Annotated in this window: 10 protein-coding genes; 3 read left to right on the top strand and 7 right to left on the bottom strand. The window is 72.7% G+C overall.

The genetic code is table 11. The annotated features are described in order from the left end of the window. Window positions 1–3 precede the first annotated feature (3 nt). The 4 genes from ACIP4X_RS05040 to ACIP4X_RS05025 form a co-directional block, all read right to left on the bottom strand. The gene (locus ACIP4X_RS05040) at window positions 4–669 is read right to left on the bottom strand and encodes a pyridoxal 5'-phosphate synthase (protein ID WP_358730999.1); all 666 of its coding nucleotides are present in this window, start codon (window positions 667–669) and stop codon (window positions 4–6) included. A gap of 30 nt (window positions 670–699) precedes the next feature. Then, the gene (locus tag ACIP4X_RS05035; protein WP_391454193.1) at window positions 700–1,836 is read right to left on the bottom strand and encodes a WxL protein peptidoglycan domain-containing protein; all 1,137 of its coding nucleotides are present in this window, start codon (window positions 1,834–1,836) and stop codon (window positions 700–702) included. A gap of 93 nt (window positions 1,837–1,929) precedes the next feature. Continuing rightward, window positions 1,930–3,906, bottom strand: a complete 1,977-nt coding sequence (locus ACIP4X_RS05030) for a fibronectin type III domain-containing protein (RefSeq protein WP_401346686.1) — start codon at window positions 3,904–3,906, stop codon at window positions 1,930–1,932. Between the two features lie 125 nt (window positions 3,907–4,031). After that, window positions 4,032–5,243, bottom strand: coding sequence for a HupE/UreJ family protein (locus ACIP4X_RS05025; RefSeq protein ID WP_391454189.1), 1,212 nt, complete (start codon window positions 5,241–5,243; stop codon window positions 4,032–4,034). Window positions 5,244–5,414: 171 nt separating this feature from the next. Here ACIP4X_RS05025 and ACIP4X_RS05020 point away from each other — a divergent pair, with 171 nt between their 5' ends. Next, window positions 5,415–6,086: a hypothetical protein gene (locus ACIP4X_RS05020; protein ID WP_358738379.1), complete on the top strand. Its 672-nt coding sequence runs from the start codon at window positions 5,415–5,417 to the stop codon at window positions 6,084–6,086. Window positions 6,087–6,198: 112 nt separating this feature from the next. On the opposite strand, the gene ACIP4X_RS05015 is transcribed toward ACIP4X_RS05020, so the two are convergent. Further along, window positions 6,199–6,831 (bottom strand): TetR family transcriptional regulator, encoded by a 633-nt coding sequence (locus ACIP4X_RS05015; protein ID WP_391454425.1) that lies wholly within the window; start codon window positions 6,829–6,831, stop codon window positions 6,199–6,201. 134 nt (window positions 6,832–6,965) lie between these two features. On the opposite strand from ACIP4X_RS05015, the gene ACIP4X_RS05010 reads away from it, so the two are divergent. Together ACIP4X_RS05010 and ACIP4X_RS05005 are read left to right on the top strand one after the other, a co-directional pair. Then, window positions 6,966–7,691, top strand: coding sequence for a VOC family protein (locus ACIP4X_RS05010; protein WP_358736673.1), 726 nt, complete (start codon window positions 6,966–6,968; stop codon window positions 7,689–7,691). A gap of 212 nt (window positions 7,692–7,903) precedes the next feature. After that, entirely contained in the window at window positions 7,904–10,225 is a 2,322-nt protein-coding gene (locus tag ACIP4X_RS05005; RefSeq protein WP_401346683.1) for a PQQ-binding-like beta-propeller repeat protein, read from the top strand. Window positions 10,226–10,520: 295 nt separating this feature from the next. Here ACIP4X_RS05005 and ACIP4X_RS05000 read toward each other — a convergent pair whose 3' ends face one another. After that, window positions 10,521–10,709 (bottom strand): hypothetical protein, encoded by a 189-nt coding sequence (locus ACIP4X_RS05000; protein ID WP_358736669.1) that lies wholly within the window; start codon window positions 10,707–10,709, stop codon window positions 10,521–10,523. Window positions 10,710–10,943: 234 nt separating this feature from the next. Then, window positions 10,944–13,889: a BTAD domain-containing putative transcriptional regulator gene (locus ACIP4X_RS04995; protein WP_391454185.1), complete on the bottom strand. Its 2,946-nt coding sequence runs from the start codon at window positions 13,887–13,889 to the stop codon at window positions 10,944–10,946. Window positions 13,890–14,045: the final 156 nt, after the last annotated feature.

The raw sequence follows: 14,045 nt of genomic DNA, 5'->3' as shown, positions 1-14,045 counted from the left end.
GGGTCAGGGCCACAGCAGTTCGCGCGCCCAGCCGTCCGGCGTACGGCGGTAGCGCAGCCGTACGTGGCGCCGCCGGGCGTCGCCCTGGAAGAACTCGGCCTCGGTGGGCCGGAGGCGGTAGAGGGTCCAGGAGGGAACCTCGGTGTCCGGGGCACCGGCGGCCCGCTCCCAGGCCGACTCCGAGGCCCGGGCCAGTTCGTCCAGGGAGTCGAGGACCTCGCTCTGCCGGCCGGTGAGGGCGGCGGCCAGGGCACCCGTCGAGCGGGCGTGCAGGTCCGCGTGCGCCTCCTCGGGCGGGGCGGTCGTGACCGGGCCCCGGACACGGACCTGGCGGCCCAGGACCGGCCAGTAGAAGGCGAGGGCGGCGTGCGGACTCGCGGCGAGCTGGCGGCCCTTGCGGCTGCCGGCGTGGGTGGCGAAGGACCAGCCGTCGGCGTCCGCGCCGTGCAGCATCACGACGCGGACGTCGGGCCGACCCTCCTCGTCCGTCGTCGCCAGCGACATCGTGTGCGGCTCGGGCTGCCCGGCCGCCGCCGCCTCCGTCAGCCACCGCGCGAAGAGGGGCAGCGGGGTGGCGGGTGCCGTCGCGGGGTCCAGGGCGGGCAGCTCGGTGAACTCCGGGTCCCAGACGCGAAGTGACGCCAGCAGCTCGTGAAGATCCGGTTCCATGCCCCGAGTATCGCCCGCCCCGTGCGGGACTCAGCTCTTCCGGGCCTCCGGGGCGTCCGGGGCGTCCGTGGCCTCGTCGGCCTCGTCGGTGTCCTCGGCCGTCTGCTTCTCGCGCAGCGCCTGTTCGACCGCGTCCCGCACACGGGCGTCCTCGCGCAGCTTGCGCCGGGCGCGGACGCGGCGGGCGCGGACGACCGCCCCGACGGCGATCGCGATCACCAGGACGAGGAGCAGCAGCAGCGTCCACGGGACGGCCCAGCCGTGCGCGGTGCCCGTCACCGGGTCGAGCGCGGTGGTGGAGCCCGACGCGTCGGTGAGCAGGGGGGTGAGGGTGGCGGTGGCGGTCAGGACGACGCCGGGCGCCACGTCGTGCACGGGCACCTTCATCTTCCAGCTCTCGCCCGGGAGCAGCTCGGGCGGCGAGGGGATCCGGCCCGCCTCGGCGCTCAGCCATCCGAACGGGCCCGAGACCGACACCGACTGCCGGGCCGAGAGCACGGCGTTGCCCGTGTTGTGGACGGTGTACGTGACGGTGGCGTCGCCCGTGGTGAACGGGTTGGCGGAGCCGGAGTAGTCCACGCGCAGGTTCTCGACCGCCAGGGCGGGCCTGAGGTCGCCGCTGACGCGCAGCTTGACCCGGATGCCGAGGCGCCGGTCCACGTTGATGCCCTCGGCCTCGTCGGACTGCCGCAGCGAGGTCAGGACGCCGCCCACGTAGTCGCCGGGCGTGGCGTTGTCGGGCACGGTGACCGTGAAGGGGACCTTGACGGACTTGCCGGGCTTGAGGACGACGCTCGCGCGGTCGGCGTGCACCCAGGCGCCGACGCCGACGGACTTCTTGTCCTTGGTGAGCAGGTCGAGCTGGCCGGTGTCGGTCGTGAAGCCGTCGGCGGCGTACACGGCCAGGGTGAGCGGGGACTTGCCGCGGTTGGAGACCACCATGGCGTCCTCGACGCGTCCACCGGGGTTCACGGCGTAGCCGAAGCTGGACCGGTCGGCACCGTAGGTGTTCGGCGCCGTCCTGACCGTCCAGGTGACGTCGCCGCCGTCCGCCGCGGCCGGGGTGGCCCGCAGCCCGGTGAGGGCGAAGGCCAGGAGCAGGGCCAGGGCGGCGGTGCGGGCGAGTGCGGTGACCGTGGTCTTCCGGCGCGTTGCGGGCAGGGGCATCTCGGGGTCCTCGGGCGGTCTGGTGCGGGTCTGGAACGAGTGGCGGGGGGTGGGCACCGGAAGGTGCCCACCCCCCTGGTCAAGCGGTTACGGTCAGCTGCTCAGAGCGGTGATCGTGAGGGTGGCGCGGTAGGCGCCCTTGTCGACGCTGCCCGGGATCTTCAGATCCAGGTCGGCGCCCAGCTTGGCCTTGCCCTTGGGGTGACCCTGGTCGGCCCAGCCCAGTCCGCGCGAGACGGACAGACCCGCACCGCCGTCGTAGCCGGAGGCCACCTCCCCGCTGGCCTTGGCGCCGGCGCCCTCCTCGAGCACGTTGGGCTTCCACCCGAGGTACGCGCCGGAGAACACCTTGTCGGCGTCCTTGAAGTCACCCACACTGGCCGAGATCGACCACGGGGCGAGCGAACGGCGGCTGTCCGACACGAGGATCGGGTTGATCCTGCCGGTGGCCTGGAAGTAGTCGCCGTCGTGGTCCTTGGCGGTGCCGAGGTCCACCAGGCCGTTGTAGCCGTCGATCGTCCAGCCGAACTCGCCCGGGGCGGCGTTCGGGACGTTCACCTGGATGTCCTGGCCGTCGCCGTGGTACGGGTGCACGGTGACCTTGTCGACGACCGAGCCGACCGGCTGACCGGAGGGCGTGTTGACGCAGGAGGACTGGCCGAGCTCCACCGCGGCGTTGGGCGCCGCGCAGGTGCCGCTGCGCAGGTTCTCGACGACGAGCCTGTCGTTGCGGACCTTGACCTTGACGTAGCTGCGGACGTTCTCCTGGTTCTGGACCGAGTTGTACCAGTAGTTACCAGGGTTCAGCGGGTCGGCACCGTTGCCGGCACCGCTCGTGCCGCTGGTGTCCGGCTTGGTGATGCCGTAGTACTTCGAGCCCGAGGCCGAGTTGGCCGTCACGTACAGCACACCGCCCGGGCCGGGGTACACGTCCGCGGCGCCGGGCTGCTCGTCCTTGTTCTGCTTCTCGCTGTTCTTCAGCAGGTAGCTGCGCGAGTAGGCGTGGTCGTGGCCGGCCAGCACCAGGTCGACACCGAGCTTGGAGAAGGCGGCCGGCAGGTCGCCGCGGCGGACCTTGGCGTCGGAGTCCTTGGCGTGGGACGCCGGCGAGTACATGGCGTGGTGGAAGACGAGCACCTTCCACTTGGCCTCGGAGCCGTGCTTCTTGATGACGTCCGTGACGTAGTCGATGTGCGCCGCGTCGCCGCCGCCGCCCTGGCTGGTGGCGTAGCTGTTGCTGTTGATGTCGACGAACAGCACATCCTTGTAGATGTACCAGTAGTTGCCGCCGGACGTGTTGGAGGCCGGCTGGCCGTTGGAGTACAGCGGCGCCGAGCGGTCGGTGTTCGGCGTGTAGAGGTGCTGCTCGTACGCCTTGCCGCCGACGTCGTGGTTGCCGATGGTGGCGGCCCACGGGTACTGGCGCAGCTGGTTGGGCGCGAGGAAGGCGTTCCACTGGGACTCGGTGTTGGCGGTCTCGACGTGGTCGCCGCCCGACACCAGCAGCTCGCTGTCCGGGTTGGCGCCGAGCGCGACGTCGAGGGTGTCCTGCCAGCCGGCCTGGTCCTTGGCGGTGTTGCCGGACGAGCCGATCTGCGGGTCGCCGAAGAACAGGAAGTCGTAGTCGCCCTTGAAGTCCTGCGTCTTGAAGGAGTACGCGGGGGACCAGTTGCCCTCGGAGCCGACCCGGTAGGAGTAGGCCGTGTGCTCACGGAGACCGGTGAGCGTGGCGTGGCGGTTGTAGCCGCCGCTGGTGGAGATGTTCTCCCCGCCGAGAGCGTCGAAGGTGATGGCGGAGGCCGGGAACTCGCCCTTGTCCAGCTGCGCCGTCGGGGCGAGCTGGACCTTCTGCGTGGTGTCCGCCGAGGAGTACCAGGTCACGGTGCGCTGGGACTCGTTGGCGCCGACGCCGAGGATGATGCCGGTGAACGTGCTGGTCTCGGCCGCCTGGACGGGGGAGGCCAGGCCGCTGCCGAGGGCCACCGTCAGGCCCAGGAATGCCGCGGCGGTACCCGTGGCCACGCGGCGCCGCGCCGACCCGGAGGCCGACGAGGAGGGTCTCGAAATCATCAGATTCGTTCCTTTGGTGCACGGAGGTGCATGGAGTGGAGGCCATCAAGGTCTCCGGATTGGGTAAATCAATCGCAAATGCGATCTTGGGATCAGCTGAACTTCCCGCTAGACCTGGGCTGTTCTCAGCCTTCGAGCACCCGCTGCACGAACCACACCAAACCCATCGCGGCCACCCCCGCGCACAGGGCGCCGGTCGCCCACATGCCCGCCCTCGGCGCGCGGTGACGCAGCAGCGCGAGAAGCGGGAAGACGATCACGATGATCCCCAACTGCACCGCTTCGATACCGACGTTGAACACCAGCAGGGACCACAGCAGGGTCCACGACCACGGCTCGTCGATCCCCAGGGCGCCCGCGAACCCCAGGCCGTGCACGAGGCCGAAGCAGAACACGACCCCGAGGCGCAGCCATCCGGCCCGGTCCAGGCCCAACGGGCCCTGCTCCGCCGGTCCGGCGAGGACGGCGGCCCGGTCGTCGTGGCGCCGGAGCCGCCACAGGTGCCAGCCGGCGACGACGGCGATCGACAGCGCGATGACGGGCTCCACGATCCGCCCCGGCGCCTCCACCAGGCCGAGCGCGGCGAGCAGGAACGTCACCGAGTGGGCCAGGGTGAAACTCGTGGCCGCGAGCACGATCTCCCGCAGGCGGCGGGACCCGGCGATCAGCGCCAGCAGGAACAGGATGTGGTCGACACCGGTCAGCAGGTGCTCGGCGCCCAGGCGGAAGAACTCCCAGAATCGCTCGTACCACGACTGACTGATCGAGAAGGACGGATGGCCGGCGTCGAGCGCGGCGCTGCCGGAGATGCCGGTGAGGTCGTAGGTCGCGATCGTCCTGGTGTCGCGGACATAGCCCTCGGAGCCGGGGAAGAGCGTGCTGCGCACCTCGCGGTCGCCGTCCCCCGCGGGGCAGGCCCACTCCAGCGGCAGGGAGGCGTAGGGGACGCCCTCCCGTCGGCCCATCGTGACGTCGCCGGCCCGCGACGGTGTGCAGGCCTTGCCGCGGGCGCCGACCGAGAAACGCTCGGTGACGTACCTGACGGCCGAGTCGGAGTGCGACTCGATCGCCGCGGCCTGCGCCCGGGCGTCCTCCGCCTCGAAGGCGGCGGTGCCGGCCCGGAACAGGGGGTCGTCGTGCTCGGCGTCGGCGGCGGACACGACGAAGAGGTCGTACTCCAGCTCCAGCACCGTGCGCACGCGGCCGCCGTCGCCGCCCGTGATGTGGACGTACACGACGGACGAGAATCCATGGGCGGAGGCAGGTTGCCCGAGGCCCAGGAAGGCGATCACTGCCGCGGTGATTCCGACGAGGGCGCGGCGAACCCGAGATGACATGGTGGCTCCTTGGGGTTTCCCGTGCACGGTGCATGTCATCGGTGAACAAACTCCGGCCCGTCGGCGAACCGTTGAGAAACAACCCCCGCATCGGCGCTCCCGGGGGCGACCCGCGGCGGTCGCGGATAGCAGGATGGCGGCGCACCCACCTTCACTCGGAGGACGATCGCCTTGCGCTCCCCGCTTCGGGCCGTTGCCACGCTGGTCGCGGCCGCCGCACTGGTCACCGGATGCGGCTCCGGCGACGACTGGTCACAGCCGCACGCGAAGCCCACCGCCGTGGGTATGCTCGGCGCGGGGTTCACCGACCCCTCCGCCCCGCCCACCCCGGAGGCCACGGTCACGCCGCGGCCCGGTTCCTGGAGGGACGTGCACCCGCCGAAGGGCTACCGCGTGGTGCTGCTCACCGCGGGCGACGACCGTCCGACCAGGGCCATGGTGTCGGCGGTGCGGGACTGGGCGGCGAGCGAGCACGTCGACCTCAGGACGGTGACCGCCGACGGCCCCCACGACCTCGTTCCCGCCATCGAGCGGGCCATCGGCATGAGCCCGGACCTGGTCGTCGGCGCGGGCAACGATCTCGTCGACCCGCTCGCCGTGGTCACCGCGAGCCATCTGTCGCAGCAGTTCCTCGTCGTCGGCGCGGAGCTGGCCGAACCCACCCACAACGTCACGGCGGTCGACTGGTCCGGTGCGTCCTTCCGGGGCGAGGGGCTCGGCATGTCCTCGACGTACGACCCGGAGTCGTTCACCGCCGGACGCTGCGCCGCCGCCGTCCGGGCGGGCGTCGCGGCCGTCCTCCACGACCTGACGGGCATCGTGGTCTGGCTCGACCGCGTCTGAGGCCTCTCGCGTCTCTCCCCCGACATGGCGGCAGGCGGCGGTCCACCCGGGTGGACCGCCGCCTGCCTGACAGGACTTGGGGCCTGGACGGAGTCCGAGGCCGGGGTGCGGGCTATCGCGTCGGCTTCTTGCCGGTGACTCCCAGGTGCACCAGGAGCGCCAGGTTCGGCCTCAGTTCGGCCTGCTTCACCCCCGGGGCGAAGCCCTTCTGGTGCGAGGCGACCGCCGCGAGCATCGCGACCAGCGAACCGGCGATCGCGGCCGGATTCACGTCCTTGTCGACCCGGCCCTTGGACTGGAGTTCGGTGACCGATTCCGCCAGGGAGTTGTTCACGGAGTTCAGGATCTTCGAACGGATCTTGTAAAAGCGCTTGTCGCCCTCGGCGGCACCGAGATCGATCACGCGCAGAATGGCGTCGTTGTGGCGCCAGAACTCGAGAAACCCGTCCACGAGTTCCTGCGCCGTCTGCCAGCCGGCCTTGCCGGTCCACGACCGGCCTTCGAGCAGCTCGGCCAATCCGGCGCCCTCGGCGGCCATTTGCTCGGCGATCTCCAGAACGGCGCCCTCGACGTCGGGGAAGTACTGATAGAAGGTCGCGGGTGAAGTGCCCGCCTTCCTGGCGACATCGATGACCTTGACGTCCCGGTAGGGGGAGGAGCTGAGCATCTCGCTGAGGCAGTCGAGCAGCTTCTGCCGGGTCGCCTGCCCACGTCGACCGGCCACGCGGCCGTCGACGGTACGCACTTGTCCTGTCATGTCGTCAGCTTACCGAGCAGTGATCGGAGCGCGATTCGGCCGACTGCAAATGGGGTGCATGAGCTCTCAGAGGCTGGTGTGCCTGGTCTGCGGGCCGCGCGTGACCCGGCTACTTTGGCGACATGGCCGAAAACAGGGCATCCGCGAGCACAGAGGGCGTCCCCTGCTGGGTGGACGCGCAGCTTCCCGACGTCGAGGCGGGAAAGCGGTTCTACGGTGAGCTCTTCGGGTGGAGCTTCGCGGAGGAGACGTACGGCGCCTCCGTGCCGGCCCGGCTGCACGGGGAGCCCGTCGCCGCGCTCTCGCCGAAGACGGACGGCCGTATGCCCACCGTCTGGACCGTGTACTTCGCGACCCCGGACGTCCGGGCGCTGGCCGAGCGGATCCGGGCCGGCGGCGGGCAGATCGTGATCCCGCCCGCCCGGGTCGACGGACTGGGCCTGGCGGCCCTCGCCGCCGACCCCGAGGGCGCCGTCTTCGGGCTGTGGCAGCCGGACAGCCACCAGGGCTTCGGCAGACGCCACGAGCCGGGCACCTTCGTCTGGACCCAGCTCTACGCCCGCGACACCGAGACCGCCAACGTCTTCTACGGCGGACTGTTCCACGACGCGCTGTTCGGGCCGGGCGCCGAGCCGGAATTCGGCCGGGCCGCCGTCTCCGACGTCTTCCCGGCCGAGATGCCGCCGCACTTCCTCGTCCACTTCCGGGTCGCGGAGCTGGAGGCCGCCCTCGCCACGGTCGCCCGGCTCGGCGGGCGGGTGCAGGTGCCGCCCTTCGGGACGTCGTACGGAACCGTCGCCGTCGTCGCCGACAATCAGGGGGCGTCCTTCGCCCTCCTGGAGAGGTGAGGGAGAGGCGATCGGAGAGGTGAAATCCGCCCCCCGACCGGGAAGAGGGGGTTTTGCGGCGTGACATCCCGATGTGTCGCCGGGTTCGCAACCTGTGCGCCGGACAGGAAGAATCAGGGTCCGTGCCGCCACGGCGGTGCGGTGGTGAGACGCTGCACTTCGGTCGCGTACATATGTGGGTGGCGCGGCTCGTACGGGGAGGTGGCAGGCAAGTGGTGGATCAGCTGACGCAGCACGACCCGCGGCGGATCGGGCCGTTCGAGGTGCTGGGACGGCTGGGTGCCGGCGGCATGGGGCTGGTCTATCTCGCACGCTCGGCGTCCGGCCGGCGTGTGGCGATCAAGACGGTCAGAACCGAGCTGGCCGAGGACCAGCTCTTCCGGGTCCGCTTCACACGCGAGGTGGAGGCCGCACGGGCGGTCTCCGGCTTCTACACGGCCGCGGTCGTCGACGCCGACCCGCGCGCCGCCGTGCCGTGGCTGGCCACCGCCTACGTCCCGGCGCCCTCCCTCGAGGAGATAGTGACCGAGTGCGGTCCGCTCCCGGCCCAGGCGGTGCGCTGGCTGGCGGCGGGCGTCGCCGAGGCCCTCCAGTCCATCCACGGCGCCGGACTCGTCCACCGCGACCTGAAGCCGTCGAACGTCCTCGTCGTCGAGGACGGGCCGCGCGTGATCGACTTCGGTATCGCCTCCGGTGTCTCCAACACCCGGCTGACCATGACGAACGTCGCCGTCGGCACGCCCGCGTACATGTCCCCGGAGCAGGCCAAGGACTCGCGCAGCGTCACCGGCGCCAGCGACGTCTTCTCGCTCGGCTCGATGCTGGTGTTCGCCGCCACCGGGCACCCGCCCTTCCATGGCGCCAATCCCGTCGAGACGGTCTTCATGCTGCTGCGCGAGGGCCCCGACCTGGAGGGACTCCCGGACGAGCTGCGTCCGCTGATCGACTCCTGCATGCAGATGGAGGCCACCGCCCGGCCCAAGCCGGCCGACCTCCAGGCCCAGCTCGCGCCGCATCTGTTCGGCTCCGGCTCCGACGACAGCGGGACGGCCTCCGCCTGGCTGCCCGAGCCGGCCGTCGGCCTCATCGAGTCCCGCCGCGGCGGCCGCCTGGCCCTGCCGCCCGCCCCGCGCGCCGCCGTACCGCCCCCGCCCTCGCACAGCCCCGCCGTCCCGGCCCCGGCCCCGGCCCCACCCGCGCCCGTGGGCGTCCCCGACTCCGGTCCCGTGCGGCTGGCCGGCGCCCAGGTGCCGATCGGACCCGGTCCGCGCGTCGCCGACGCCCGTGCCGCCGCCGTCAAGGCGCCACCGCCCGAGGCGGGTCTGGCCGCCACCTGGTCCAGGCCGCGCCCCGGCGTCAACGGCGCCGACCCCGCCGTACCGGCCGCGCCGCCGGAGACCCCGGCCGGGTGGCGGCCATGGCGCTTCCGCATGTCCAACGACGTCTGGGGCACCCCGTCCGTCGCCGACGACCTCGTCTACGTCACCTCCTTCGAGGTGCACGCCCTGGACGTGGCCACCGGCCGCCGCCGCTTCAAGACCCGCGACGTGGCCTGGTCCATGGCGGTCGCCGACGGCCGCGTGCACGCCTCCGACGGGCCCACCCTGTTCGCCCTGGACGCCCGCGAGGGCACCGACCTGTGGCGGGTACAGACCGACGCCTGGGTGTACTCCCTCAAGGCCGACCGCGGCACGGTCGTCACCGGCACCCGCGGCGGGGGCGTCCAGGCATGGGAGGCCGCGGGCGGCCAGAAGCTGTGGGAGATCTCCGGCTGCCAGACCGACTTCGAGTCCCCCGAGGCGGGCCCCGTCGTCCACGACGGCACGGTGTACGTCTGGCAGGACGCCCGCCTGCGCGCCCTGGAGGCCCGCACGGGCGAGGAGCGCTGGTCCTACCCGATCGGCGACGCGGCCTCCTGCGGCGGCGTGCCGGTGCGCGTCACCCCGGCCCCGGACGGCTACGTCTACGTCTGCGCCGGCACCCGCGTGCTCGCCGTGGACGTGGCCAGTGGCCATGTCCGCTGGCACTTCGAGGCGCCCGCGGTCTTCCTCTGCCCGCCGGCCTTCGCGCCGGGCCCGTCCGTGAGCGGCGGCGGCGTCTACCTGGCCGACTACCTCGGCACCGTCTACGCCCTCGACGCCACCGACGGCCGCGACCGCTGGCGCATCGCCACCGAGTCCCGCGCCTCCGTCGCCCCGGTCCTGGTCGCCGCCGGGCACGTCCATGTCGGCAGCGGACGGGGCCTGTACACCCTGGACGCGGTCACCGGCACGCCCAAGTGGCGCTTCCAGGCGGGCGGCGAGATCGTCGGGGCCCCGGCGGTCGCCGAGGGCCGTATCCACTTCGGCTCCACCGACCACCTGCTGTACACGCTCAAGGCCGACGACGGCCGGCTGCGCTGGAAGCTCGCCACCGGCGGCGAGATCACCGGCTCGCCGGTGGTCAGGGACGGGGTCGTGTACGCGTGCAGCAAGGACCGCTGCGTGTACGCCCTGGACGCGGAGAAGGGGACGGGCACCGCCCGCACCACCTGACCCCGCGCCGGGGCGGTGGGGTGACGGCCGCCGTACGGGATGCGCGGAAGGGGCGCTCGGACGACGGCCGTCGGTCCTGACCGGCTTCGCTTCCGTCACCGCCGGCGCATATGACGCTACTCCGCGTGCGACCCCGTCGCCACGCGAGCCGCACCGGCCCGCCACTGCGCCGACCGGGTGACCCCGGCGGGGCGGACCCCACGGCTCCCACCACCGCCCGACCCGCCCCCGGACACACCTCGGCCGCGGCGGCTCCCCCTCGGTGCCACCGCGGCCGGTTCTCGTGTGCCGAGGCCTACTTCGTCGGCTTGAACGGCTCCGACGTGGCGTGCATGTCCTTCGTCGTGACGGGCTCGTCGGTGGCGTGCATGTCCTGCGTGGTCACGTCGTCGCCCGCGGACTGGGCGGCACCGGCCGCGGCCTCGGCGTTCGTCGTGCCGGTGGCGTGCATGTCCTGGGGCTTGATGACCGGCTTGTCGCTCATGTCCTTGCTCCACTCGGTGTGTTCGTCGATGGTCCGGCGAAGCCCGCCCGGTCACTCCCCCGAGGGTGGCCGGACGGGCCTTCCTGGGCCGCTCACACTGGTTCGCCAGTGCGAGGTCCCCCGTTCCCTCCTCAGCCGACCCCGCGCCCCCCGACGCGAAGGACCGACTGCCTTGAGAATGGCCCGAGGTGATAAACGAACGATGAACGGGCCCGCGGGGGCTTCGCGCGAGCCTCACGCCGCCTGTACGGGGCTCAGCAGTTCGCGCACGGCGCCCGCCTCGGGCGAGCCCGCTTCCTCGTAGATGCGCAGGGCCTCCCGCCAGCACACCCGGGCGCGGTCCGTCTGCCCGACGCGGGTGAGGGCGTGGCCGAGCACGGTGAGCACGTTGCCGCGCCGCCACTCACCGCCGATGCCGCGCAGCACCGTCAGGGCCATCTCGGCGTTGGCGGCGGCGTGCGCGGGGCGCTGCGCGGCGATGTCCACCTCCGCCAGGCGGAAGAGGGTCATGCCCTCCCACAGCCGCTGACGGCTGTCGCGGAAGACGTCCAGGGCCTCCAGGAGCCGTTCCGCGGCGCTGTCGAGCCGGCCGCTCTGGGTGAGCGCCATGCCCAGGGCGTAGCGGCCGTTCGCGCCGCGCATCGAGTTGCCCATGGCGTCGTAGACGTCGATGCCCTGCTGGGCCAGGGCGACCGCGCTCCCGGTCCGGCCGGTCGCCAGGTGGATGCGGGAGAGGTTGCACAGCGCGCTGGCCTCGCCGGGGCGGTCGCCGAGCATCCGGAAGAGCCGGATGGCCTCGGAGAGGTGCTCCTCCCCGTCCGCGTTGCGGCTCTGGTACAGCGCGATGATGCCGCGCGCGTTGCGGGCCCAGCACACGGGCAGGAGGTCGTCGGCCTGCCGGGCGAGACGGATCACCTGCTCCGCCTCCTGGTCCGCCATCTCGAAGCGGCCGCCGTCGACATGGGCGTGGGCCAGCGTCATCAGCGCCCGCGCCTCGGCATGGGCCGAGCCGAGCCGCCGGGCCTCGTCAAGGAGCGCCTTCGCCGTGGCCTCGTACTCCCTGGAGTTCGCCCCCGACTCGGAGATGTCGAGCGCCGCCCAGAGCAGGTCGATCGACCGCCGCAGCATCGACGGCAGGTCCGCGGGCCGGCGGGCGGTGGCGAGGAGGCAGTTCGCCTCCCGGTACAGCCAGTCCCGGGCACTCCGGCGGTCCGGGAACCGGAGCCCGGGGTACTCCGTCGGCTGGAGGTGGTCCACCAGCCGGTCGCCGGGGCGTTCGATCGCGTAGACGTGCGCCGCCGTGGCCAGGTAGAAGTCCAGGAGCCGCGACATCGCCGCCTCGCGTTCGCCCGGCGGGTGTTCGTCGCGTTCCGCGCAGGCGCGGGCGTAGAGGCGGACCAGGTCGTGGAAGCGGTAGCGGCCGGGCGCCGCCGACTCCAGGAGCGAGGTGTCGACCAGGGACTCCAGCAGGTCCTCGGTGTCGTCCGCCGGCAGGTCGAGGACGGCGGCCGCCGCGTCCAGGGACACGTCGGGGCCGTCGGCCAGGCCCAGGAGCCGGAACGCACGCGCCTGCGCGGGCTCCAACTGCCCGTAGCCCAGCTCGAACGTCGCCTTCACCGCCAGGTCGCCCGCCTGGAGCTCGTCCAACCGCCGCCGCTCGTCGGCGAGTTTCGCCGCCAGGACCGAGACCGTCCAGGTCCTGCGCGCCGCCAGCCGGGACGCCGCGATACGGATGGCCAGGGGCAGGAAACCGCAGGCGGCGACCACGTCGAGGGCCGCCTCGCGCTCGCCCGCCACCCGCTCCTCGCCCACGATCCTCGTGAACAGGGACAGCGCCTCGTCGGGGCTCATCACGTCCAGGTCCACCAGGTGCGCGCCCGCCAGGTCCACCATCCGCACCCGGGACGTGATCAGGGCCGCGCAGCCCTCCGTCCCCGGCAGCAGTGGTCTGACCTGGGCCGCGTCCCGCGCGTTGTCCAGCAGGACCAGGACCCGGCGGCCGTCGAGGACCGAGCGGTACAGGGCCGCGCGTTCCTCCAGGGAGTCCGGGATCGCGGAGTCCGCCGTGCCGAGGGCACGCAGGAAGGAGCCGAGGACCGTCTCCGGCTCGGCCGCTCTCGCACCCGCGCCCTGGAGGTCCACGTACAACTGGCCGTCCGGGAAGGCGGCCCGCGCCTGGTGGGCCACGTGGACGGCGAGCGTCGTCTTGCCCACGCCGCCGATCCCGGCCAGGGCCGACACGGCCATCACCCGGCCCTCGGCCGAGCCCAGCACCTCGCTCAGCTCGGCCACGAAGGCGCTGCGGCCCGTGAAGTCCGGCACGGTCGCCGGGAGTTGCGCGGGACGTACGGCGACCACCGCCGGTTCGGCCACCGGGGAGGACGGCTCGGCGAGGGCCGGGTCGGCCTGGAGGATGCGCTGTTGCAGTTCCCGCAGTTCGGGGCGGGGGTCCACGCCCAGCTCGTCGGCCAGGAGGCGTCTGGTGTCGGCGTACACCGCCAGCGCCTCCGCCTGCCGGCCGCTGCGGTACAGCGCCAGCATCAGCAGTTCGCGCAGCCGTTCCCGCAGCGGGTGGGCCGCCGTCAGCGCCGTCAGCTCCGAGACGGCCTCCGCGTGGCAGCCCTGTTCCAGGTCCATGTCCAGGCAGGACTCAAGGAGTTGCAGGCGCCACTCCTCCAGGCGCACCCGCTGTGCCTCCGCGTAGGGGCCGGGCACCCCGGCCAGCGGCTCCCCGTCCCACAGGGCGAGCGCCCGCCGCAGCAGCTCGCGCGCCCGGCACAGGTCACCGGCCGACCGGGCCTTGTCGGCGCGCGCCGCGAGCTCCTGCGCCTCGGCCAGGTCAAGGGCGCCCTCGTCCGTCCCGCGCACCGCGTATCCGCCGGACTCGCTGACCAGCACCCCGGGATCCAGCGCCTTGCGCAGCCGGGAGGCGTACGTCCGCACCGCCGCCAGCGCCTGCGACGGCGGCTCCTCGCCCCACAGCGCGTCGATCAGCTCGGCCGCGGTCGCGGTACGGCCCTCGCGCAGCAGCAGCGCGGCCAGCAGGGCGCGTTGCTGCGGGGAACCGGTGGGAAGGGGCTGCTCTCCGCGCCAGGCGCGCACCGGGCCGAGCACGCTGAAGCGCAGCGTCGCCGATTGCTCGGGACACCGCTGCTCAGGCACTCGCGGTACACCTTCCATCGCTGCCCCCTGGCCCCCTGCCGAACCGTCAACAATCAGGGCTAGTTTGCCTTGTTCACGGTAGATGCGTCAGCTCCCGAGACGGCGATCACAGCCCCGCACATCGCACGACACAAGGCCCACACATCCTCTCCGCACGCTCTCTGCCCCGACGGC

The sequence above is a fragment of the Streptomyces sp. NPDC088817 genome (genome assembly GCF_044750345.1).
GTDB lineage: Bacteria > Actinomycetota > Actinomycetes > Streptomycetales > Streptomycetaceae > Streptomyces.
Note: the sequence above shows the minus strand (reverse complement) of the source record. Positions and strands in the feature narration are given on the sequence as shown.

Excerpts from the sequence above, each read along its gene's own strand:
- ACIP4X_RS05025 (WP_391454189.1), bottom strand. The coding sequence starts at position 5,243 with ATGTCATCTCGGGTTCGCCGCGCCCTCGTCGGAATCACCGCGGCAGTG.
- ACIP4X_RS05035 (WP_391454193.1), bottom strand. The coding sequence starts at position 1,836 with ATGCCCCTGCCCGCAACGCGCCGGAAGACCACGGTCACCGCACTCGCC.
- ACIP4X_RS05010 (WP_358736673.1), top strand. The coding sequence starts at position 6,966 with ATGGCCGAAAACAGGGCATCCGCGAGCACAGAGGGCGTCCCCTGCTGG.
- ACIP4X_RS04995 (WP_391454185.1), bottom strand. The coding sequence starts at position 13,889 with ATGGAAGGTGTACCGCGAGTGCCTGAGCAGCGGTGTCCCGAGCAATCG.
- ACIP4X_RS05030 (WP_401346686.1), bottom strand. The coding sequence starts at position 3,906 with ATGATTTCGAGACCCTCCTCGTCGGCCTCCGGGTCGGCGCGGCGCCGC.
- ACIP4X_RS05040 (WP_358730999.1), bottom strand. The coding sequence starts at position 669 with ATGGAACCGGATCTTCACGAGCTGCTGGCGTCACTTCGCGTCTGGGAC.
- ACIP4X_RS05000 (WP_358736669.1), bottom strand. The coding sequence starts at position 10,709 with ATGAGCGACAAGCCGGTCATCAAGCCCCAGGACATGCACGCCACCGGC.